The following is a 20631-nucleotide window of genomic DNA, read 5'->3' as shown; positions in this document are numbered from 1 at the left end:
TCAGGTGTCGGAAAGGGAAAGGTTGTCGCGAACCTGCTCGAGCATCCGCATCAGCAGTTCGCGCTGGGCATCGTCCATGCCGTCCATGGCGCGCTCGCGCACGCGCTGGCCGCATTGGTTGACGTCGAGCCACATGGCCTGGCCGGCGTCGGTCAGGTGGATGTTGATACCGCGCCGGTCCGTGGGGTCGGCCACGCGCGCGACGATGCCGCGCGCCTCGAGCTTGTCGAGCAGGCGCGTCATCGCGCCGGGATTGAGCTCGGCGTAGCGGGCGAGGTCGGTGACGCCGGCGGGGCCGGAGGACAGCAGCTTGAGGGTGATGTACTGGCTGAAGGTCAACTCATGGCCGGCCTTGGCCAGCTCGTACTCCATCCGCCCCCACATGGCGTCGCGGACCTGCCTGAACAGCAGTCCCAGCGTGGAACCGCTGCAGGCGGCGAGGGGTAGCGTTTTCATGGGGCAAGATTTTGTTCGCCCGCGCAATAGTTGTCAATGCAAATATTGTTGCAGCAATGGAACGCCGGGTTGCGCCAGCTGAACAGGGGTCAGGCAGGGCGGCCGAGGACCAGTTCGAGAACGAACTTGCTGCCGAAGAAGGCCAGGACCAGCAGTCCCATCGCCGCCAGGGTCCAGCGCACCGCGGTGCTGCCGCGCCAACCGTAGCGCCAGCGGCCCAGCAGCAGGCCGCCGAAGGCCAGCCACGACAGCACGCTCAGGACGGTCTTGTGGACCAGGTGCTGGGCGAACAGGCTCTCCACGAACAGCACCCCGGTCAGCAGGGTTGCGGTGAGCAGGACGAAGCCGACCGCGATCGTGCGGAACAGCAGCGTCTCCAGTTCCACCAGCGGCGGCAAGGCACGCAGCCATTGATGGAACTCGCGGCGACGCAGGGCCCTTTCCTGCAACCACAGCATCACTGCCAGCAGCGCGGCGATCGCCAGGGTGGCGTAGGCCAGCAGAGCGAACCAGGCGTGCAGTTGCAGGCGCCAGTCCAGGCTTTCGGCGATGACGTGGCCGTGGTGCTGGTACCCGAACAGGGTCAGCGCAGCCAGCGGGAACACGATCACGCCCAGCGCTGCCATGCGGCCACCGGCGCCGACCAGTGTCGTCAGCGCGGCCATGCCCAGCCCGACCAGCGACAACGCCGCGTAGAAGTGCAGGTCGGCGCCGCCGGCCTGATGCCAGGCGATCAGGTGGGCGAGGGCATGCAGCAGCACGCCGGCCACGGCCGGCAGCAGCCACACCCGCGACTTTCGCGGCGATTGCTGGCGCACCCCGGTAACGAGCAGGACAGTGGCCAGCAGATACAGGGCGATGGCGATGAGAACGATTGTCATCGCCGCAGTGTCGCATAGCCGCGAGACGAACCGCAGTGATCGGCGCCGGGTCTTTGCAACCCGAGCGCAGCGAGGGTCTGCTCGTCCTTGGATGCAGAGCTATACTTCGCGCCCCGCTTTGATCCATCCCGCGTTCGCGCGACCCGCAGGTATCCCCCGCATGTTCGAATCCCTGACCCAACGTCTCTCCGGCACCATCGAGCGCCTTCGCGGCCGTGGCCGGCTGACCGAGGAGAACATCCGCGAGTCGCTGCGCGAAGTCCGCATCGCCCTGCTCGAGGCCGACGTGGCCCTGCCGGTGGTTCAGGCCCTGATCGAGCGCATCAAGGTGCGCGCGGTCGGCCAGGAAGTGCTCAAGTCGCTGACCCCGGGCCAGGCGCTGATCAAGATCGTCCGCGACGAGATGTCGGCGGTGATGGGCTCGGCCGCGTCCGACCTCAACCTCAACGTGCCGGCACCGGCCGTGATCCTGATGGCCGGCCTGCAGGGCGCGGGCAAGACCACCACGGTGGCCAAGCTTGCCAAGCACCTGAAGGAAAAGCGCAAGAAGAAGGTGATGGTGGTGTCGGCCGACGTCTATCGTCCGGCCGCGATCGAGCAGCTCAAGACGCTGGCGCAGCAGGTCGACGTGCTGTTCTTCCCGTCCAGCGCCGAGCAGAAGCCCGAGGCGATCGTCAAGGCGGCCATCGACGATGCGCGCAAGTCCTACGTCGACGTGCTGCTGGTCGACACCGCCGGCCGCACCAGCATCGACGAAGCGATGATGGCCGAGATCAAGGCGCTGCACGCCGCGGTCAAGCCGGTCGAGACGCTGTTCGTGGTCGACTCGATGACCGGCCAGGACGCCGCGGTCACCGCCAAGCATTTCGGTGAAGCGTTGCCGCTGACCGGCGTGGTGCTGACCAAGACCGACGGCGACGCCCGCGGTGGCGCCGCGCTGTCGGTGCGCTACATCACCCAGCGTCCGATCAAGTTCATCGGCACCGGCGAGAAGCCCGACGGCCTCGACGTGTTCCACCCGGACCGTATCGCCAGCCGCATCCTCGACATGGGCGACGTGCTGTCGCTGGTCGAGCAGGTCGAGCAGCAGGTCGACAAGGACAAGGCGCAAAAGCTCGCCGAGAAGGTCGCCAAGGGCAAGAAGTTCGACCTCAACGACATGAAGGACCAGCTCGAGCAGATGCAGAACATGGGCGGCCTGCACGGCCTCATGGACAAGCTGCCGGGCATGGGCCAGATCCCGGATTCGGTGAAGAGCCAGGTCACCGGCAAGGAAGTGCCGCGGATGGTGGCCATCATCAATTCGATGACCAGGAAGGAGCGCCGCAACCCCGCGTTGCTGAACGGCTCGCGCCGCGCCCGCATCGCCAAGGGTGCCGGCCTGACCCCGGCCGACGTCAACAAGCTGATGAAGCAGTATCAGCAGATGGAAAAGATGATGAGCAAGCTGTCCGGCGGCGGCATGAAGGGGCTGATGCGGGGCATGAAGGGGATGATGGGCGCACGCGGCGGGATGCCGTTCCGCTGAGGCTGGCCCTCACCCCAACCCCTCTCCCGCAAGCGGGAGAGGGGCTCACACTTCCTTTCAGGGCTTCAGGTCCCTATCAGGGCCAGATCCCTTCTCCCGCTGGCGGGAGAAGGTGCCCGGCAGGGCGGATGAGGGCCGCGCGAAGCGCGCCAGCCCCCTGGACCCCGCCCAGGCCCACTTCCCAGGGCTTTCCCGACCCGGATCAATGGCTTATACTTTTTGGCTTACCTCGCCATTCCGGCGACTGGGCAACACAGGAACTACCGAACCATGGTCAAGATTCGTCTCGCACGCGGCGGCGCCAAGAAGCGTCCCTTCTACCACGTCATCGTCACCGACAGCCGCAACGCCCGTGACGGCCGCAACATCGAGCGCGTCGGCTTCTACAACCCGGTCGCCCAGGGCGCCGAGAAGCGCGTCGAGCTCAACGTCGAGCGCATCGCTCACTGGGTTGGCAACGGCGCGCAGCTGACCGACAAGGTCGCCGTGCTGTACAAGGAAGCGGCCAAGGCCGCGACCGCAGCCTGATCTGCCGGCCGCGCCTGACCGCGCGGCCGATGCTTAGAGCACCTGCATGACTGGCTCCTCCGAGGAGCGCCCAGGGCGCCGCATCCTGCTAGGCAGGGTGTCCGGCGCCTTTGGCATTCGTGGCGAAGCAAAGCTCGAGTCCTGGACCGAGCCGCGCGCCGCGATCTTCAATTACCAGCCGTGGATCCTGCGCGACCCGCAGGGCAACGAGCGCGAGCTGCGCGGCGTGCGCGGGAAACAAACCGGCAAGTACACCGTTGCCAATTTCCCCGACGTCACCGACCGCGACGCCATCGAGGCGATGCGCGGCACCGAGATCTACGTTCCGCGTTCGGCGCTGCCGCCGCCGAGCGAGGGTGAGTATTACTGGGTCGACCTGGAAGGCCTGCGCGTGGTCACCGTCGACGGCGTTTCGCTGGGCGTGGTCTCGCACATCTTCGCCACCGGCGCCAATGACGTGCTGGTCGCGCGCGACGACGAGCGCGAGCGGATGATCCCGTTCGTGGTTCCGCAGTACGTGGCATCGGTGGATTTCGACAACGGCGTGGTCACCGTCGACTGGGACCCCGAGTTCTAGTTCCACCTGCCATGCGCATCGACGTCATCAGCCTGTTCCCCGAGTTCGTCGCCCAGTGCGCCGCCTTTGGCGTGGTCGGGCGTGCCGGCGAGCGCGGACTGCTGTCGCTGCATGGCTGGAACCCGCGCGACTACGCCGAAGGCAACTACCGCCGGGTCGACGACCGCCCCTGCGGCGGCGGCCCCGGCATGGTCATGCTGATCGACCCGCTGCGGGCGAGCCTGCAGGCAGCGCGTGCTGCCGATCCGGCCCCTGCGAAAGTCGTCTACCTGAGCCCCCAGGGCGTGCCCCTGACCCAGGCCAAGGTCCGCGAGCTGGCCAGCCGTGAGCGCCTCATCCTGCTGTGCGGGCGTTACGAGGGCATCGACGAGCGCCTGATCCAGGCAGAAGTCGACGAAGAGATTTCGATCGGCGACTACGTCCTGTCCGGCGGCGAGCTGGCTGCGGCGGTGGTCGTCGATGCGGTCGCGCGGCTGCGCGAGGGCGTGCTGGGCGATGCCGAGTCGGCGGTCCAGGACAGCTTCGAGGACGGGCTGCTGGACTGCCCGCACTATAGCCGGCCGATCGAGCACGAGCTGGGTTCGGTGCCGGAGGTGCTGCTGTCGGGCAACCACGCCCATATCGCCGCCTGGCGGCGGATGCAGGCGCTGGGAAGGACCTGGCAGCGACGGCCGGACCTGCTCGACGAGGCCAGTCTGTCCAAGGCCGACCGCAAGCTGCTGGCGGCCTACCGGGCCGAGCTGGCGGGCGACGGGGGCAAAGCGGACACCACCCCGGTCGCGACCGCTTCCGAGCCTGACCCGGCCAGGGCCAAGTCATAGCCACACAAGGAAAAAAGCCGCTATAATCCGCGGCTTCCATTAGTTCCACCCCTTTAGTTTCAGCCCCTGCCAGACGCGGGTCCACGTGCACTCGCGCTAAAACGACTCCAACAGGCCAAAGCCATGAACAATCCGTCGATCCACACGCTTCTCCAGAATTTCGAAGCCGAGCAGATCAAGCGTCAGCTGCCCGACTTCAGCCAGGGCGACACCGTCGTCGTCAACGTCAACGTCAAGGAAGGCACGCGTGAGCGCGTCCAGGCCTACGAAGGCGTGGTCATCGCGATCAAGAACGCCGGCCTGAACTCGTCGTTCACCGTGCGCAAGATCTCGCACGGCTTCGGCGTCGAGCGCGTCTTCCAGACCCACAGCGCCACGATCGCTTCGGTCGACGTGAAGCGCCGCGGCAAGGTCCGCGCCGGCAAGCTGTACTACCTGCGTGGCCTGAAGGGCAAGAAGGCGCGCATCAAGGAAGATCTCTCGGCCTACTCCAAGTCCGAGTAATCACGCGCAGGTCTTCAAGCCTGCTGCGAACTGCAACGGCCGCCCCAGGGCGGCCGTTTGCATTTGTGCGCTCGCATCATGCGTGCCCGCAAATGGGCGTACGCTCGCAACAGCGACCGTTCCGGCCATTGCCATGGGAGCGCACCCTGGCGAGCCAGCTTCGCCAATGCGAATTCCGCTTCTACGAGGAGCTGTGCGACTTCCTCGCGCCCGAGCGCAGGAGGCGCAGCTTCATGCATGCCTTCGACGGCACGCCGACAGTCAAGGACCGCATCGAATCGCTGGGTGTACCGCACACCGAGGTGGACCTGATCCTGGTCGATGGTGCGCCGGTGGGCTTCGCCCATCGCCTGCACGGTGGCGAACGCGTGGCGGTGTATCCGATGTTCGAGCGCTTCGAGCTCGGCGACGCCTGTCGGCTGCGCCCCACGCCCTTGCGCGAGCCACGCTTCGTGCTCGACGTGCACCTGGGGCGCCTGGCCGCCTACCTGCGACTGCTCGGCTTCGACACGCTCTACCGCAACGACTACGACGACGATGAGTTGCTGGCGATCTCGCGTGCACAGCGGCGCACGCTGCTCAGCCGCGACAAGGGGCTGCTCAAGCGTTCGGCGCTGACGCACGGCGCCTTCCTGCACGCAACCGACCCGCGCCGGCAACTGCGCGAGGTCTGCGACCGCTTCCAGCTCGACGAGCGCATCGCGCCGTTCACGCGCTGCGCGCGCTGCAACGGGCCGGTGGAGTTGCTCGATGGCGACGCCGCGGAACGGCTGCATGCACAGATGGGTTGCCAGCACGACTCGATGAGCCAGTGCGCGCATTGCCGCCAGGTGTACTGGCCTGGCAGCCATCTGCAGAGGCTCAGGCAGCGACTGGCCGAAGTCGGCGTGGCGGTTTAGGGCAACGCTACCGTTTCGTGCTGGCGCCCTCGGCAGCCGACAACGCCAGGCCGCTGGCAACGTCCTCGTCCGTCTCTGCACTAGGGTCCGCCACCGGCGACGGCGGCGTGGCCGGCACTTCGGCCGGCACCGCGACCTCGTGCGGATCCGGCGGCAGCATCCGCGCCTTGCGCCAGTTGCCCCAGCGGTAATACGACAATGCCATCAGCATCGAGCACAGCGCGCTGACCGGGAAGCTCCACCAGATCGCATCCGGCCCGAACGTCGGTTGCAGCAGGTTGGCGAACGGCACACGGATGCCCCACAACGCCAGCGCCAGGATCAGCAGCGGCGGAATCACCGCACCGGTGGAGCGCACCACGCCGGAAACCACGAAGGTCACGCCGAAGAACAGGAACGACCACACCGAGATGTGGTTGAGATGGCGCGCGACTTCGAGCGCGCTGCTGCCTTCGGGCAGGAACAGCGCCAGGGTCCAGCGGTCGAGCAGGATCAGCGGCGCGATGATCGCACCGGTCAGCAGGAAGTTGAACAGCACGCCGGCCTTGGCGGTGGCCGATACGCGGTCCCAGCGATGCGCGCCGACATTCTGCGCGGCCATCGACGAGCACGCCGCGCCGATCGCCATCGCCGGCATTTGCACGTAGGTCCACAACTGCAGCGCGGCGCCGTAGGCGGCAGTAGTGTCGGTTCCGTACTGGTTGACCATGCTCATCATCGCGATCATCGCCAGCGAGATCAGCACCATCTGCAGCCCCATCGGCACGCCCTTGACCACGAGCGCGCGCAGGATCGTCAGGTCGATCCGGAACATGTGCGCGTCGCGCCGGCCCAGCCACAGCGGATGCTTGCGGTGACGCAGGTACAGCAGCAATGCGACCAGGGTCAGCCCCTGCGCCAGCAGCGTCGACCAGGCCGAACCGGCGATGCCGAGCTTGGGGAACGGTCCGATGCCGAAGATCAGCAGCGGATTGAAGGCGATGTCGAGCAGCACCGACACCAGCAGGAAACGGAACGGCGTACGCGAATCGCCGGCACCGCGCAGCGCCGCCGAAATGAAGGCGAACGTGTACAGGATCGGCATCGCCAGGAAGATCACCTGCAGGTAATCCTCGGCGAACTGCAGCGAGGCCAGCGGCGTGCCCATCGCCGCCAGCAGGTACCGCGACAGCCACCAGCCCAGCGCCGCGATCACGACCGACAGGCCGACGAAGAACGTCGCGCTGGTGCCCATGACGCGCCGCGCCTGGGTGATGTCGCGCGCCCCGATTGCCTGCGCGATCAGGATGGTGGCGGCCATGCCGAAGCCGAACACCGACCCGATCAGGAAGAACATGATGTTGTTGGCGTTGGCCGTGGCGGTCAGCGCTTCCTCGCCGAGGAAGCGCCCGACCCAGACCGCGTTCACCGAGCCGTTGAGGGACTGCGCGACGTTGCCGGCGAGGATCGGCAGCGCGAACGCCAGCAGATTGCGGCCGATCGGGCCCTCGGTGAGGTTGTGCTGTCTGGGCGGCATCACGGGACCTGCGAAGGGAAGGGCGGCAAGGTAGCACCCGCGGCGCGAAGTGGCTGTATGCCTTTTTGCAGGCGCGTTTCAGGGCCGGTTCGGTGATAATTCCAATGGCCGATGCAGTGGCCCGCACGCTGGAAGATGCAGTGACACAACAACCCGATCCGATGCAGGCAGTGCGACTGGACGTGTGGCTGTGGGCCGCGCGCTTCTACAAGACCCGCAGCCTGGCCAAGCAGGCGGTGGAGACCGGCAAGGTCGACGTCGGCGGCCAGCGCGCGAAAGCCTCACGGGTGGTGCGCGTGGGCGACGTGTTGCGCGTGGCGCGCGGCGAGGAAACCTTCGAAATCGCCGTGCTCGCGCTCAGCGACACGCGCGGGCCCGCCAGCGCCGCACAGACCCTGTACGCCGAGAGCGAAGCCTCTCGGCTGGCGCGCGAGCAGCTGCGCGCCCATCGCATTGCCGAGCGCAACGGCTACCGTGCACCGGAGAGCAAACCGGACAAGCGTGCGCGTAGATTGATCCGCGCCTTGGGCGATATCGACGCGCTATAGCTGGCGACCACGTCGCGAGGGGCCTCCACGATCAAGTGGGTTCGACCTGCTGATTGCGCTGGAGCGATTGCCCTCGATCAGGCGAAAGTCGCTGGGTCCCCGCCTTCGCGGGGATGACGGTTTTCTTTAGCCCCTCTCCCGCTTGCGGGAGAGGGGTCGGGGTGAGGGCCACCGAAGACCAAGCAACGAAATGCCGAAGCATCGTCCGCCGGGCCGGGGATTGCTCCGCAGTGGGCCATGGATGGCCCACGCCCCGCATTCGGACAGGATGTCCGACTAAGGGGCGGAGCAATCCCCGGCCCGGCGGACGACGCCGCAACGCAGACGCAAGCCCGACACGCAACTGCACCAGCAGGCCCCTCACTTGCGTTCGGGACGACAAGCAACGCCAACCCCAAAAAGAAGGGCGCCCATCGGCGCCCTTCTTGCCCATCAGCCCTTCTTGAGCCTGCTGTGCCTGTAGCCGTACAGGAAGTAAATCAGGAACCCGACCGCCGTCCACACCACCATCAGGAACCAGTTGTGCGCGGTCATCGTCGACAGCAGCGCCAGGCAGCTGAAGATGCCGGCCAGGCAGACCACCCACGCGAACGGAATGCGGAACGGACGCGGCAGGTCGGGCTGCGTGCGGCGCAGGATCAGCACACCGCCGCAGACCGCGGCAAACGCAATCAGCGTGCCCATCGACGTCAGCTCACCGAGCACATCGAGCGGGAACAACGCCGCCAGGATCGCAATGCCAATGCCTGTGATCACGGTATTGATGTGCGGCGTGCGGTACTCGGGATGGATCCGGGTGAACAGCGGCGGCAACAGACCGTCGCGCGCCATGATCATGAAGATACGCGGCTGCCCGATGATCATCACCAGCACCACCGACGACAGACCGATCAGCGCGCCGATCTCGACCACCACCCGCAGCCAGCCCAGTTCCGGATGCGCCGCCACTGCAGTGACCACCGGCTCATCCGTGCCGAGCTGCGCGAACGGCACCAGGCCCGTCATGACCGCGGCCATGGCGATGTACAGCACCGTGCAGATCGCCAGCGACAGCAGCATGCCGATCGGCAGATCGCGCTGCGGCTTGTGCGACTCCTGCGCCGCCACCGACACCGCCTCGAAGCCGATGTAGGCGAAGAACACCAGCGCCGCACCGCGCAGCACGCCTTCAAAGCCGTACTTGCCCGGACCCTCGTTGGCCGGGATGAACGGATGCCAGTTGGCCGGATCGATGTACTTCCAGCCGGCGAAGATCACCAGCAGGATCAGCCCGGTCTTGAGCACGACCATCGCCATGTTCATTGCCGACGACTTGCGGATGCCCACGTAACAAAGCCAGGTCAGCAGCAGTACGATGCCGGCCGCCGGCAGGTTGGCGATCGCGCCGGTCGGCTTGAGCTGCGCGTCCAGCGGCGCACTGACCAGGGCCTGTGGCAGGTGTATGCCGAAGTGATCGAGCAGGCTGAGGAAGTAGCCGGTCCAGCTGACGGCGACAGCGGACGCCGACACGCCGTACTCAAGTACCAGCATCCAGCCGATGAACCACGCAGCCAGTTCGCCCAGCGTCGCGTAGGTATAGGTATAGGCGCTGCCGGAGACCGGCACCATTGCCGCGAATTCGGCGTAGGCCAGTGCGCAGAACGTGCAGCAGATCGCCGCCAGCACGAACGACAGCATGATCGCCGGGCCGGCATGATCCGCCGCGGCCTGGCCGGTGATGACGAAGATGCCGCCGCCGATGACCGCGCCGATGCCCAGCGCGGTCAGACCCCACGGGCCGAGCGTGCGGTGCAGCTCCAGACCCTGCGCATCGGCATGGCTGGCATGGGGGTGTTTGGTGGCCCAGAGTTGTCCGAACATCAGGCGATTCCCGAACCGGCCAATAGCCGGAATTGAAAAGAGTGCGAAACCTCAATGAACAAGGCCGACGGGGTCACCGCCGGCCTTGAGTGGATCAGCGATCAGCGCTGAGCCTTGCGAACCTTGCTGTTGCGGTAACCGTAGAAGAAGTAGATCGCCATGCCGATCGCGGTCCAGCCGGTCATCAGGTGCCAATGCTCCGAGAACGGCTGCCAGAACAGGTAAAGGCAGGCGGCCGCGCCGAGCGGGCAGATGATTGCCGCAGCCGGCACGCGGAACGGACGCGCCAGGTCCGGGCGGCTCTTGCGCAGTACCAGCACGCCGATGGAGACGGTGGCGAAGGCGAGCAAGGTGCCCATCGAGACCAGTTCGCCAAGCAGGCCGATCGGCAGGAAGCCGGCCAGCAGGCAGGCGAACACACCAACAATAATCGTGCCCATGTACGGCGTCTGGAACTTCGGGTGCACCTTGGCGAACACCTGCGGCATCAGGCCGTCCTTCGCCATCGAGTAGAAGATGCGCGGCTGGCCCATCAACATCACCAGGATCACCGAGCTCAGGCCGGCAATGGCGCCGATCTCCACGATCATCTTCAGCCAGGCCAGGGCCGGGTAGGCTTCCAGCGCGGTTGCGACCGGCTTGGGCGTGCTCAGCAGGTGGTACGGCAGCAGGCCGGTCAGCACCAGGGCGACGATGATGTAGATGATCGTGCAGATGACCAGCGAACCGAGGATGCCGATCGGCATGTCGCGCTGCGGGTTCTTGGCTTCACCGGCCGCGGTCGAGACCGCATCGAAGCCGATGTAGGCGAAGAACACCACCGCCGCACCGCGGATGACGCCCGACATACCGTACTTGCCCGGACCTTCGTTCTCCGGAATGAACGGCACCCAGTTGTCGGGGTTGATGTAGCTGGTCGCGAAGGCGACGAACATCACGATGACGATGACCTTGATGGCCACGATCACCGAGTTGACGATCGCCGACTGGGTGATGCCGACGTAGCACAGGCCGCTGAGCGCGGCGACGATGAACACCGCCGGCAAATTGATCAGGCCGCCGGTGTAGACGATGCTGCCGTCGACGACGTTGAGCGGGGCGGCTGCCAGCGAGGTCGGCAAGGCCAGGTGGAAGTATTCGAGGAAGCTGTTGAGGTAGCCCGACCAGCCGACCGCGACGGTCGAGGCGGCGAACATGTACTCGAGCACCAGGTTCCAGCCGATGAACCAGGCGACGAACTCGCCCAGCGTGGCGTAGGAGTAGGAGTAGGCGCTGCCCGAGACCGGCATCATCGCGGCGAACTCGGCATAGCACAGGCCGGCGAGGGCACAGGCGAAGCCGGCGATGATGAAGCTCAGGACGATGGCCGGGCCGGCGTGCTCGGCGGCGGCGTGGCCGGACAACACGAAGATGCCGGCGCCGATGACGGCACCTATCCCCAGCATCACCAGTTGGGTGGCAGTCAACGATCGCTTGAGGACTGCCTCGCCTTGCAGGCTGCCTTCTACGGGCTCACCGGCATCGACGTGCCCGGCGGGCTCCACCGGCTTGGTGATGAAGAGGTCTTTGAACATCTGATTCCCCTGAAATGTGATCTGCCACCCATTCAGGCGGCGAGTGAAACGTATGGGCCGTGGGGGGCGGGCCACCTTAACCCACGCGGGAAAGAAGCGGCAAGCGTGAAACGTCACACCCCTTTGGTATACGCGAAACGGTGCCGGCGCGGTTGCGGCCGCGGGCAAGCAGCCATGTCCGGGGCCGGCGCGATGACGTCAGAACGCCAGGTTGACCGCGACCTGCGGAGACACGATCGCCGCGCTGTTGCGGCCATCGAGCGACACCAGTGCGCCGAAAATCATGCCGGCGTTGTCGGACCAGTGGTACTCCGCCGCGGGGGCGATCGACAGGCGCCAGGACGAAGGCAGGGTCTCGTCGACCAGGTCGTTGCCGGCAAGGCCGCGAACGCGGGTGCTGGCTTCGTGCTCGTACACCAGGTCCGAGGCCAGCGCCCAGTTGCCGTTGATGCTGTATTCCGCTCCCAGGGTGGCGACGACGCCTTGGCCCAGCTCCGCGTTGCCCTTGAACCCGGCATGCGTGTGGTAGCCGCTCTGCCCGTGCAGGCCGGCGTCGGCGCCCGGCAGCCGCCATGCCAGGCCGGCCCGACCGCGCAGGTTGCTGCGTGGCAGGAAGTACGCCTGGCCATCCAGCGCAAGGGTGGTGGAGTCGGCGCCGCTGCCGGTTGGGCCGGGAATGCGCCGCTGTTCGAGACGGTCGTGCTGGCCGGTGGTGAGGTTCTGGTGCGCCGTTACGGTCAGCTTCGGCTGGTGCGCACCACTGCCGTGCGCGAGCAGCCAGGACGCCGACAGTCGGGTGTCGCCGGCGGCGAGATCCCATTGCCCGTCGCGGCCCGGTGCGTAGGCGGCGTTGAGCGTGACGGCAAGGGTCAGGCGATCGGTGGCGCCGTACTGGACCGGTACCGACATCTGCCAGTCGTCGGTGACGCCGTCGACGTCGTGACGATGGCCCTTCGAATCGTAGCGGGCCACGGTCTGCGTGTTGATCAGGTACGGCTCGATGTTGAGCATGCCCTTGGGCAATGGCGGCGCGGAGCTGACCAGCGGGCCGGTGAAGCGGACCTGGTTGGTGTCGGCCGGCGTTTGCGCCTGCACGCTCGTGGCGGCCAGCGCCAGCAGGGTCAGCAGGAGCGGAGTGGGCCATTGCCGGCCATTGAGTTGCAGCAGGGGTTCGCGCACTGCGCCGCGCGCGCAGGGTGGCGTCGTCGTCTCTTCCATAAGGTATCCGGTGTCCGTTCATCCGGATCCTGTCGCACGGCGCCGGGTCCGCGGAATAAGAGTTGTCTCAGTTGATATGGGAAAAGTTCTCGCGCCGCGCGCCCTTCCTCTCCCTTGCGCCGTCAGAATCTCGGAAAACAGCCGTCCGCCAGCCTAAAATGGCGCCATTCCTTCCAGGGCAGAACCGTTGAACACCGATCACGAGGCCAGCGCCACCTTCGGCTCAATCGATTCGCTGCGCGCGGCATTGGCCGATTACGCCAGCCGATGGCCGCAGGAAGCCGAAGCCGCAGGCGACTTCAGCCGGTTCCTGGAGTCGGCCGACACGGTCTTCGATCGCATCCACCTGATCGGCCACTTCACGGCCTCGTCGTGGCTGGTCGACCGCAGCGCGACACGCGTGCTGCTCACGCACCATCGCAAGCTCGAACGCTGGCTGCAGCTCGGTGGCCATGCCGACGGCGACCGTGACCTGTCGCGCGTCGCCCTGCGCGAGGCGGAGGAGGAGTCCGGGTTGACCGGCCTGGACGTGGAGCCGGAGGTGTTCGACCTTGACCGGCACTGGATCCCCGAACGCGGTGAGGTCCCCGGCCATTGGCACTACGACGTGCGCTACGTCGTGCATGCGCGCGACAACGAAGACTACGTCGTCAGCGACGAGTCGCATGACCTGGCGTGGCGCGCGATCGACGAGATCCTGGCCGATCCGGGCAGCGACGAGTCGATGCGCCGCATGGCGCGCAAGTGGCTCGACCGCAATCGCTGGAACCCTCACCTGTAGGAGCGAGCTTGCTCGCGAAAGCCTGTCCGCCGCGGACACGCAGGGTTCGCGAGCAAGCTCGCTCCTACAAGGGTGGCGGTGTCAGTAGAGGATGCGCACCCGCAGCGTTCCCGGAATGCGTGCCAGCTCATCGCGTACCAGCGCCGCCTGGGCTTGCGTCGCGGTGACGTCGATCACCACGTAGCCGACCTTGGGATGCGTGCGCAGGAACTGGCCGTCGATGTTGACGCCCAGGCGCGAGAACACGTCGTTGACCTGCGACAACACGCCCGGCACGTTGCGGTGGATGTGCAACAGGCGCAGGCTGCCGGTGTGCTCGGGCAGGGTCACTTCCGGGAAATTGACCGCCGACAGGGTCGAGCCGTTGTCGCTGTAGCGGATCAGCTTCGCCGCCACTTCCAGGCCGATGTTGTCCTGGGCTTCGAGCGTGCTGCCGCCGATGTGCGGGGTCAGGATCACGTTGTCGAGGCCGACCAGGGGCGACACGAACGCGTCGGCGTTGCCTTGCGGCTCTACCGGGAACACGTCGACCGCGGCGCCGCCGACCTGACCCGATGCCAGGCCCGCGGCAAGCGCATCGATATCCACAACGGTGCCGCGCGAAGCGTTGATCAGGTGCGCGCCCGGCTTCATCCGTGCCACCTGCGCGGCACCAAACATGCCCTGCGTCGCGGCCGTCTCCGGCACGTGCAGGGTGACGATGTCGCTGCGCGCCAGCAGCTCGTCGAGGCCGGCGGCGGCGCGGGCGTTGCCCAGCGACAGCTTGGTCTCGATGTCGTGGAAGATCACCTGCATGCCCAGCGCTTCGGCGATCACGCCGACCTGGGTGCCGATGTGGCCATAGCCGACGATGCCCAGCGTCTTGCCGCGCACCTCGTGGCTGCCGGCGGCCGACTTGGACCAGCCGCCGCGGTGGCATTGCGCGTTCTTCTGCGGGATGCCGCGCATCAGCATGATCGCCTCGGCGACGACCAGCTCGGCGACGCTGCGGGTATTGGAATAGGGCGCGTTGAAGACCGGAATGCCGGCCAGTTCGGCGCTGTCGAGATCGACCTGGTTGGTGCCGATGCAGAAGCAGCCGATCGCGATCAGGCGGCGCGCATGAGACAGCACCTCGGCGTCCAGGTGCGTGCGCGAGCGGATGCCGATGATGTGCGCGGCGGCGATCTCCTGGCGCAGCAGTTCCGGCGGCAGCGATTTGTCGTAGGTCTGGATCTGCGAGTAACCGGCGTTGCGGAAACTCTCCACCGCGGTCGGGGCGACCCCTTCCAGCAGCAGCACACGGATGTCGGACTTCGGGTACGAGGTCTGCAGGCTCACGACGTGTCGGGATGGTGGGATGGGCGTTTGACTATGTCAGAAATCCGGCCTGTTTGCTGCGCTGCATCACTGGCGCCGGGATGTCTCTGCTGGCACGCTAGAGCTCCTCCCCCTGCTGGCAGGGGGAGGTTGGGAGGGGGTAGCAAGGCGCACCAGCGCCGAGCTTGCCGCCAGCGGCAAGCAACCCCTCCCCAGCCCTCCCCTGCATGCAGGGGAGGGAGCAGACCTTCAACCACAGGCATCTTGATGACCGACTCGCTGAAGCGCCTGACTACCCGTGCCCCCGGCCTGCGCCTGAGTACCGAGCCGGGCGACATGGAGCACTACGGTCGCGATTGGACCCGGCGCTGGACGCCGGCACCGCTGGCAGTGGCATTGCCGTCGTCGGTCGAGGAAGTGCAGATGATCCTGCGCTGGGCCAACGAGGAGGGCGTCGCGGTGGTGCCTTCGGGCGGGCGCACCGGGCTGTCGGGTGGGGCGGTCGCGGCCAACGGCGAGCTGGTGCTGAGCCTGGAGCGGATGAACCGCGTGCTCGATTTCAATGCCGTCGACCGCACGCTGACCGTGCAGGCCGGCATCCCGCTGGAGGCCGTGCACAACGCCGCCCGCGAACACGGCCTGGCCTACCCGGTGGACTTCGGCGCGCGCGGCTCGTGCTCGATCGGCGGCAACATCGCCACCAATGCCGGCGGCATCCGCGTGATCCGCTACGGCAACACCCGCGAATGGATCGCCGGCTTGGCGGTGGTGACCGGCAAGGGCGACCTGCTCGAACTCAATCGCGGGCTGATCAAGAATTCCAGCGGCTACGACCTGCGCCAGTTGATGATCGGTTCGGAAGGCACGCTCGGCATCGTCGTCGAGGCGACCTTGCGCCTGACCGATCCGCCGCCGCCGACCAACGTCATGCTGCTGGCGCTGCCGTCGTTCGAGACGCTGATGAAGGTGTTCGCGGCATTTCGCGAGCGGCTGGCACTGGAGGCCTTCGAGTTCTTCACCGACCGCGCGCTGCACCACGTGCTGGCGCACGGCGCGCAGAAGCCGTTCGACGAGGTGCATCCCTACTACGTGGTCACCGAGTTCGCGGTCGGTGACGGGCAGCTCGAGACCGCGGCGATGGCAGCGTTCGAGCATTGCCTGGAGCAGGGGCTGGTCAGCGATGGCGTCATCAGCCAGAGCGATGCCCAGGCTGCACAGCTGTGGCGTCTGCGCGAGGGCATCACCGAGAGCCTGGCGCGCTGGCGCCCGTACAAGAACGATGTCTCGGTGCGGATCTCGGCAATGCCGGCGTTCCTGGCGCAGACCCAGGATCTGCTCGGGCGCGAGTACCCGCAGTTCGACGTGGTCTGGTTCGGCCATATCGGCGACGGCAACCTGCACATCAACGTGCTCAAGCCCGAAGGCATGGACGACGGCGAGTTCGTCGGTCATTGCGAGCAGGTCACCAAGCTGCTGGCACAGGCGCTGGAGCGCCATGGCGGCAGCATCTCCGCCGAGCACGGCATCGGCCTGGTCAAGAAGCCCTACCTGCTGGGCACGCGCAGCGAGGCGGAGGTGGAAGTGATGAGGGGAATCCGCCGCGTGCTGGACCCGAACGGCGTGCTCAATCCGGGCAAACTGTTCGATCCGTAACAGCGATCACGGCCCGCGATCACGGCCCGCCGGCGGATTCGTGAATATCCGTTATCGCGGCGTGGCCGCCCGTGCTTCAAACCGCGCGGCACCCGGTAATCTTTGCCGGTCCAACATCCCCTTCGGAGCCCCGATGAAATCCCCCGTTGTCCTGCTCTCCATTGCGCTCCTGGGCGCCGCGCCCGCCGCCGCGCTTGCCTCCAGCTTCGCCGGAACCTCCGCAGGCGGCAGCTCCGCCTCCAGCGCCAGTTCGGACTCCTCGTCGGGCAACGACAAGGTGGTCCTGGCCGCACGTGACGACGCCGCCAGCTTCGTCGCCAGCGACGGTGCGATCCGTGGCGCCCAGCTCGAGGCAGCACTGCGCCACCTGCGCGAGAACCTGCCGCAGGCGCGCCAGGCCAGCGATATCGAGCTGGCTAAGGCCATCCTGGCGCTGTGAACATCGGCCGCGGCCGCAACCGGCTGGTCCGGTTCGCGGCCTGGCCCCTGCTGGTATTGGGCCTGTGGGTCGGACCGGCCCAGGCAACGCTGCGGCTGCAGGCGGACGAGCGTGGCCTGAGCTCGCCCGAAATCGTGGCTACCGGGCAACTGCTGGAGCAGGCGCAGTCGCGCCTGCCGCCGGCGATGCAGGCGGCACTGGATAGACCGATCGAAGTCCGCTGGAGCGATGCCCTGGACGCCGGTGTCGTCGGGCATGCGGGCCGCAATGAAATCCTGCTTGATCGCGCGCTGCTGTCGGCCATCGCTGGCGGCGACGATCCGGACGCGCGGCACCGTGCCGTGGCGACGCTGCTGCACGAGCTGGCGCACATGTACGACCGCGTCGCGCCGGGCGGCCCGATGTCGCGCGACCCGCGCCTGCTCGACCTGGCCGGCTGGCAGGTCCGCGCGACGCGCATGGGCACAAAACTCGCGGGCCGACGCGAGAACCGCTTCGTCGACCGCAGCCCCGACCGCTACGAGCTGACAGCGCCGGCGGAGTTTGTCGCGGTCAATCTCGAATACTTCCTGCTCGATCCGGGCTATGCCTGCCGGCGCCCGGCGCTGCATCGGTATTTCTCCGAGCGGATGGGTTCGAAGGAGGGCTCCACGCAATGCGCGTCCGACTTCGTTTACGTCGACGCCGGTGACGGTGGCAACGACGCGCTGGCGGCGCTCGATCCGCAACGCGTGTACGAAGTCGACTATCTGCTGGCCGACAGCAACGACCAGGTGATGAGTCGTTGGGGCCACAGCATGCTCCGGCTGGTGGTGTGCGCGCCCGGGCGGGAACCGGGGCCGGACTGCCGCCTCGATCTGCAGTATCACCTGGTGCTGTCGTTCCGCGCGTTCGTCGACGACGTCCAGCTGTCGAGCTGGCGCGGACTGACTGGCCGCTACCCCTCGCGACTGTTCGTGCTGCCGCTGACCCAGGTCGTCGACGAGTACACCAAGGTCGAACTGCGCGGCCTGCGCTCGACGCCCCTGCGGCTGCAGCGCGACGAGATCGCCGGGCTCCTGGAGCGCGCCGCGCAGCTGCACTGGAGCTACGACGGCCGCTACTACTTCGTCAGCAACAACTGCGCGGTGGAAACCTACAAGCTGCTGCACGACGGCGTACCAAGGCTGGCATCTGCCGACATCGGCAGCATCACCCCGACCGGAGTGCTGCATCGGCTCGAGCAGGCCGGCGTTGCCGATTCGACGGTGTTCGACGATCCAGCCGAAGCGTTGCGGCTGGGCTACCACTTCGAATCGCTGCGTCCGCATTTCCAGCAGTTGTACGCGGTGGCGCAGGCGCAACTGGACCTGCGGCAGTCAAAAGTCGAGGACTGGATGGCGCTCGATCCGGCGCAGCGGCGGCCGTGGCTCGAACGCACCGACCTTCGCAGCGGTGCGGCGCTGCTGCTGCTGGAGCAGGCGGCGCAGCGCCGCCAGCGCCTGCAGGTGCAGGAGGCGCTGAAGCGCAAGTACCTGGGAACCAACGCGCATCCGGCGGAGGTGGCCGTGCTGCGGCGCCTGCTGCAGGAAGGCGCCTACCTGGGGCGTCCGGCGCAGTTGCTCGAAGGCCCCGGTTACGGCCTGCCGCAAGCGCACGAACGCGCGACGCTGGCGATCGAGAGCGAGCGGCGGCGCACCCAACTCAAGCAGTTGCGTGCGGACGTGGAGGAGGGCGCGCGTCAGTTGATGTCGCCGTCGCAACGGGCGCTGCTCGATGGGATTGCCGTCAACAGCGACCTGCTGGGACGGCGGTTGCGCGCGCTGCACGCAGCCGAGGGTGGCGTGCAGTTGCCTTGACGCGGGTCACCCGTCACCCGTCACCCGTCACCCGTCACCCGTCACCCGTCACCCGTCACCCGTCACCCGTCACCCGTCACCCGTCACCGTAACACCCGTCATCCCGGCGAACGCCGGGATGACGGTGAGGGGGCGAGTAGGAGTGGTTGGCGCCGGATGTGTCGGCGTCAGTCCGCGCGACCGGCAAACTCGCCGGTGGTGGTATTGACCAGCACGCGTTCGCCGTTGCCGATGTATTCCGGAACCATGATCTCGATACCGGTCGACAGCTTGGCCGGCTTCGGACGCTTGGTCGCGGTGCCGCCCTTGAGTTCCGGAGGCGTCTCGATCACTTCGATCGCCACGCTCTGCGGCAGCTGCAGCGCGACCGGTGCGTCGTCGATGATCTGCACGTAGCAGCCGCTCAGGTCGGCCACGATATAGCCGGCAAGGTCGCCGACGACATCGGCGTCGAGCGTGTACGGGGTGTAGTCCTCATCGTCGAGGAACACGAACGCGTCGCCGTCCTTGTACGAGAACGTCGCCTGGCGGCGGCTGAGCTCGACTTCCTTCACCTCATCGTCGCCGCCCATGCTGACGTCGAGCTTGCTGCCGCCCGGCACGCTGTACATGGTGAAGCGGAACTTGACGTTGCCGCCACGGCCTTGCGGTGAGCTGCGCTCGATGTCGCGGATCTGGTAGACCGCGTTGTTGTACTCGACAACGTTGCCCTTCTTTACGTCGTAGGCTTTCATTTGTGACCTTTGCTCTGTGTCATCTGGTCTGTGTCATTCCGAGCTCAGCGAGGAATCTGCTGTTGACGCTCGTGAGGCAGTGAAGCAGGTCCCTCGCTGCGCTCGGGACGACAGCGGTGGGTTACTTCGGCGCCAGGCGCGTCGCACCGTCGAGCCGGATGGTCTCGCCGTTGAGGTAGGTGTTGCGCAGGATGTAGGCGACCAGGTCGGCGAACTCCTCCGGCTTGCCCAGCCGCGACGGGAACGGAATCGACGCCGCCAGCGACTGCTGCACCGAGTCGGGCATGCCGTCGACCATCGGCGTCCAGAAGATGCCCGGCGCCACCGTCATCACGCGGATGCCGAAGCGCGACAGTTCGCGCGCCATCGGCAGGGTCATGCCGACCACGCCACCCTTCGACGCGGAGTAGGCGGCCTGGCCGATCTGGCCTTCATAGGCGGCGACCGATGCGGTGTTGACGATCACGCCACGCTCGCCGTCGATACCGGCCTCGTTGTGCTGCATCAGCGCGGCAGCGGCCTTGGCGACGTTGAAGCTGCCGACCAGGTTGACCATCACCGTGCCCTGGAACTGCGCCAGCGGCATCGCGCCGTCCTTGCCCAGCACACGACCGGCGCCGAGGATGCCGGCGCAGTTGATGGTGGCGTTGAGGCCACCAAGGAAATCGCTGGCGGCGGCGACATTGGCAGCGACGTCGGTTTCGCTGGTGACGTCGGTCTTGAAGTAGCGGGCCTTGTTGGCGCCTAGCGCGGACACGGCGGCGGCACCCTTGTCGTCGTTGACATCGAACAGGGCCACCTTGGCGCCATTGGCGACCAGGTGCTGGGCGACGGCGAGGCCAAGGCCGGAGACGCCGCCGGTGACGATGGCGCGGACAGTATCGAGTTGCATGGGGCTGGTCCAGGGACGCGGAAAGAAGGGATTTTACCGGACCGGCCCATCTGCGGCGGATCCCCCTCTCCCTGGCCGCCTGCGG

Annotated in this window: 20 protein-coding genes; 11 read left to right on the top strand and 9 right to left on the bottom strand. The window is 67.0% G+C overall.

What is annotated here, in order from left to right; all coding sequences use genetic code 11:
• Entirely contained in the window at nucleotides 1-456 is a 456-nt protein-coding gene (locus AC3A3X_RS11930) for a MarR family winged helix-turn-helix transcriptional regulator (RefSeq protein WP_487583244.1), read from the bottom strand.
• An 89-nt stretch (nucleotides 457-545) separates the two neighbouring features.
• Nucleotides 546-1337 carry a cytochrome C assembly family protein gene (locus AC3A3X_RS11925; RefSeq protein ID WP_487583243.1) on the bottom strand — a complete coding sequence of 264 codons (792 nt, stop codon included), beginning with the start codon at nucleotides 1335-1337 and terminating at the stop codon, nucleotides 546-548.
• A 160-nt stretch (nucleotides 1338-1497) separates the two neighbouring features.
• Here AC3A3X_RS11925 and ffh point away from each other — a divergent pair, with 160 nt between their 5' ends.
• The 6 genes from ffh to AC3A3X_RS11895 all read left to right on the top strand — a co-directional run bounded on the left by ffh (nucleotide 1498) and on the right by AC3A3X_RS11895 (nucleotide 6194).
• Nucleotides 1498-2865, top strand: coding sequence for a signal recognition particle protein (ffh, locus tag AC3A3X_RS11920; RefSeq protein ID WP_487583242.1), 1368 nt, complete (start codon nucleotides 1498-1500; stop codon nucleotides 2863-2865).
• Nucleotides 2866-3135: 270 nt separating this feature from the next.
• On the top strand, nucleotides 3136-3393 hold the full coding sequence (gene rpsP, locus AC3A3X_RS11915) for a 30S ribosomal protein S16 (protein WP_158731452.1): 258 nt from the start codon (nucleotides 3136-3138) through the stop codon (nucleotides 3391-3393).
• A 46-nt stretch (nucleotides 3394-3439) separates the two neighbouring features.
• A complete protein-coding gene (gene rimM / locus AC3A3X_RS11910; RefSeq protein ID WP_487583241.1) occupies nucleotides 3440-3970 on the top strand; it encodes a ribosome maturation factor RimM in 531 nt (176 codons plus the stop codon).
• An 11-nt stretch (nucleotides 3971-3981) separates the two neighbouring features.
• A complete protein-coding gene (gene trmD, locus AC3A3X_RS11905; RefSeq protein WP_487583240.1) occupies nucleotides 3982-4791 on the top strand; it encodes a tRNA (guanosine(37)-N1)-methyltransferase TrmD in 810 nt (269 codons plus the stop codon).
• Between the two features lie 123 nt (nucleotides 4792-4914).
• Nucleotides 4915-5295, top strand: a complete 381-nt coding sequence (gene rplS / locus AC3A3X_RS11900) for a 50S ribosomal protein L19 (RefSeq protein WP_487583239.1) — start codon at nucleotides 4915-4917, stop codon at nucleotides 5293-5295.
• Between the two features lie 92 nt (nucleotides 5296-5387).
• Nucleotides 5388-6194, top strand: a complete 807-nt coding sequence (locus AC3A3X_RS11895; protein ID WP_487583238.1) for a Mut7-C RNAse domain-containing protein — start codon at nucleotides 5388-5390, stop codon at nucleotides 6192-6194.
• 7 nt (nucleotides 6195-6201) lie between these two features.
• Here the strand turns inward: AC3A3X_RS11895 and AC3A3X_RS11890 are convergent, their stop codons facing one another.
• Nucleotides 6202-7710: an MATE family efflux transporter gene (locus AC3A3X_RS11890; protein ID WP_487583237.1), complete on the bottom strand. Its 1509-nt coding sequence runs from the start codon at nucleotides 7708-7710 to the stop codon at nucleotides 6202-6204.
• Nucleotides 7711-7871: 161 nt separating this feature from the next.
• Between AC3A3X_RS11890 and AC3A3X_RS11885 the strand changes: the two genes are divergently transcribed.
• Complete coding sequence (locus AC3A3X_RS11885) at nucleotides 7872-8258, top strand: RNA-binding S4 domain-containing protein (RefSeq protein ID WP_487583282.1); 387 nt, start codon at nucleotides 7872-7874, stop codon at nucleotides 8256-8258.
• 432 nt (nucleotides 8259-8690) lie between these two features.
• Here the strand turns inward: AC3A3X_RS11885 and AC3A3X_RS11880 are convergent, their stop codons facing one another.
• From AC3A3X_RS11880 to AC3A3X_RS11870, 3 genes are all read right to left on the bottom strand, one after another.
• On the bottom strand, nucleotides 8691-10118 hold the full coding sequence (locus AC3A3X_RS11880; RefSeq protein ID WP_487583236.1) for an amino acid permease: 1428 nt from the start codon (nucleotides 10116-10118) through the stop codon (nucleotides 8691-8693).
• Between the two features lie 101 nt (nucleotides 10119-10219).
• Nucleotides 10220-11692, bottom strand: coding sequence for an amino acid permease (locus tag AC3A3X_RS11875; protein WP_487583235.1), 1473 nt, complete (start codon nucleotides 11690-11692; stop codon nucleotides 10220-10222).
• 198 nt (nucleotides 11693-11890) lie between these two features.
• Complete coding sequence (locus AC3A3X_RS11870; protein WP_487583234.1) at nucleotides 11891-12910, bottom strand: hypothetical protein; 1020 nt, start codon at nucleotides 12908-12910, stop codon at nucleotides 11891-11893.
• A 187-nt stretch (nucleotides 12911-13097) separates the two neighbouring features.
• Here AC3A3X_RS11870 and AC3A3X_RS11865 point away from each other — a divergent pair, with 187 nt between their 5' ends.
• Complete coding sequence (locus AC3A3X_RS11865) at nucleotides 13098-13691, top strand: NUDIX hydrolase (protein ID WP_487583233.1); 594 nt, start codon at nucleotides 13098-13100, stop codon at nucleotides 13689-13691.
• Between the two features lie 81 nt (nucleotides 13692-13772).
• Here AC3A3X_RS11865 and serA read toward each other — a convergent pair whose 3' ends face one another.
• Nucleotides 13773-15011, bottom strand: a complete 1239-nt coding sequence (gene serA, locus AC3A3X_RS11860; protein WP_487583232.1) for a phosphoglycerate dehydrogenase — start codon at nucleotides 15009-15011, stop codon at nucleotides 13773-13775.
• A 246-nt stretch (nucleotides 15012-15257) separates the two neighbouring features.
• On the opposite strand from serA, the gene AC3A3X_RS11855 reads away from it, so the two are divergent.
• The 3 genes from AC3A3X_RS11855 to AC3A3X_RS11845 all read left to right on the top strand — a co-directional run bounded on the left by AC3A3X_RS11855 (nucleotide 15258) and on the right by AC3A3X_RS11845 (nucleotide 18920).
• The gene (locus AC3A3X_RS11855) at nucleotides 15258-16643 is read left to right on the top strand and encodes an FAD-binding oxidoreductase (RefSeq protein WP_487583231.1); all 1386 of its coding nucleotides are present in this window, start codon (nucleotides 15258-15260) and stop codon (nucleotides 16641-16643) included.
• 133 nt (nucleotides 16644-16776) lie between these two features.
• Complete coding sequence (locus AC3A3X_RS11850; RefSeq protein WP_487583230.1) at nucleotides 16777-17082, top strand: DUF2388 domain-containing protein; 306 nt, start codon at nucleotides 16777-16779, stop codon at nucleotides 17080-17082.
• The gene (locus tag AC3A3X_RS11845) at nucleotides 17079-18920 is read left to right on the top strand and encodes a DUF7844 domain-containing protein (protein ID WP_487583229.1); all 1842 of its coding nucleotides are present in this window, start codon (nucleotides 17079-17081) and stop codon (nucleotides 18918-18920) included. Before AC3A3X_RS11850 ends, AC3A3X_RS11845 begins: the two co-directional genes overlap by 4 nt.
• Before the next feature lie 167 nt (nucleotides 18921-19087).
• Here AC3A3X_RS11845 and yeiP read toward each other — a convergent pair whose 3' ends face one another.
• Nucleotides 19088-19654 carry an elongation factor P-like protein YeiP gene (gene yeiP, locus AC3A3X_RS11840; RefSeq protein WP_487583228.1) on the bottom strand — a complete coding sequence of 189 codons (567 nt, stop codon included), beginning with the start codon at nucleotides 19652-19654 and terminating at the stop codon, nucleotides 19088-19090.
• Nucleotides 19655-19775: 121 nt separating this feature from the next.
• On the bottom strand, nucleotides 19776-20546 hold the full coding sequence (locus tag AC3A3X_RS11835; protein ID WP_487583227.1) for an SDR family NAD(P)-dependent oxidoreductase: 771 nt from the start codon (nucleotides 20544-20546) through the stop codon (nucleotides 19776-19778).
• Nucleotides 20547-20631: the final 85 nt, after the last annotated feature.

This window comes from Lysobacter sp. Soil_N_23 (assembly GCF_057656135.1).
This window is presented reverse-complemented; position numbering and strand designations above follow the sequence as displayed.

Excerpts from the sequence above, each read along its gene's own strand:
- AC3A3X_RS11930 (WP_487583244.1), bottom strand. The coding sequence starts at position 456 with ATGAAAACGCTACCCCTCGCCGCCTGCAGCGGTTCCACGCTGGGACTG.
- AC3A3X_RS11925 (WP_487583243.1), bottom strand. The coding sequence starts at position 1,337 with ATGACAATCGTTCTCATCGCCATCGCCCTGTATCTGCTGGCCACTGTC.
- ffh (WP_487583242.1), top strand. The coding sequence starts at position 1,498 with ATGTTCGAATCCCTGACCCAACGTCTCTCCGGCACCATCGAGCGCCTT.
- rpsP (WP_158731452.1), top strand. The coding sequence starts at position 3,136 with ATGGTCAAGATTCGTCTCGCACGCGGCGGCGCCAAGAAGCGTCCCTTC.
- rimM (WP_487583241.1), top strand. The coding sequence starts at position 3,440 with ATGACTGGCTCCTCCGAGGAGCGCCCAGGGCGCCGCATCCTGCTAGGC.
- trmD (WP_487583240.1), top strand. The coding sequence starts at position 3,982 with ATGCGCATCGACGTCATCAGCCTGTTCCCCGAGTTCGTCGCCCAGTGC.
- rplS (WP_487583239.1), top strand. The coding sequence starts at position 4,915 with ATGAACAATCCGTCGATCCACACGCTTCTCCAGAATTTCGAAGCCGAG.
- AC3A3X_RS11895 (WP_487583238.1), top strand. The coding sequence starts at position 5,388 with ATGGGCGTACGCTCGCAACAGCGACCGTTCCGGCCATTGCCATGGGAG.
- AC3A3X_RS11890 (WP_487583237.1), bottom strand. The coding sequence starts at position 7,710 with ATGCCGCCCAGACAGCACAACCTCACCGAGGGCCCGATCGGCCGCAAT.
- AC3A3X_RS11885 (WP_487583282.1), top strand. The coding sequence starts at position 7,872 with ATGCAGGCAGTGCGACTGGACGTGTGGCTGTGGGCCGCGCGCTTCTAC.
- AC3A3X_RS11880 (WP_487583236.1), bottom strand. The coding sequence starts at position 10,118 with ATGTTCGGACAACTCTGGGCCACCAAACACCCCCATGCCAGCCATGCC.
- AC3A3X_RS11875 (WP_487583235.1), bottom strand. The coding sequence starts at position 11,692 with ATGTTCAAAGACCTCTTCATCACCAAGCCGGTGGAGCCCGCCGGGCAC.
- AC3A3X_RS11870 (WP_487583234.1), bottom strand. The coding sequence starts at position 12,910 with ATGGAAGAGACGACGACGCCACCCTGCGCGCGCGGCGCAGTGCGCGAA.
- AC3A3X_RS11855 (WP_487583231.1), top strand. The coding sequence starts at position 15,258 with ATGACCGACTCGCTGAAGCGCCTGACTACCCGTGCCCCCGGCCTGCGC.
- AC3A3X_RS11850 (WP_487583230.1), top strand. The coding sequence starts at position 16,777 with ATGAAATCCCCCGTTGTCCTGCTCTCCATTGCGCTCCTGGGCGCCGCG.
- yeiP (WP_487583228.1), bottom strand. The coding sequence starts at position 19,654 with ATGAAAGCCTACGACGTAAAGAAGGGCAACGTTGTCGAGTACAACAAC.
- AC3A3X_RS11835 (WP_487583227.1), bottom strand. The coding sequence starts at position 20,546 with ATGCAACTCGATACTGTCCGCGCCATCGTCACCGGCGGCGTCTCCGGC.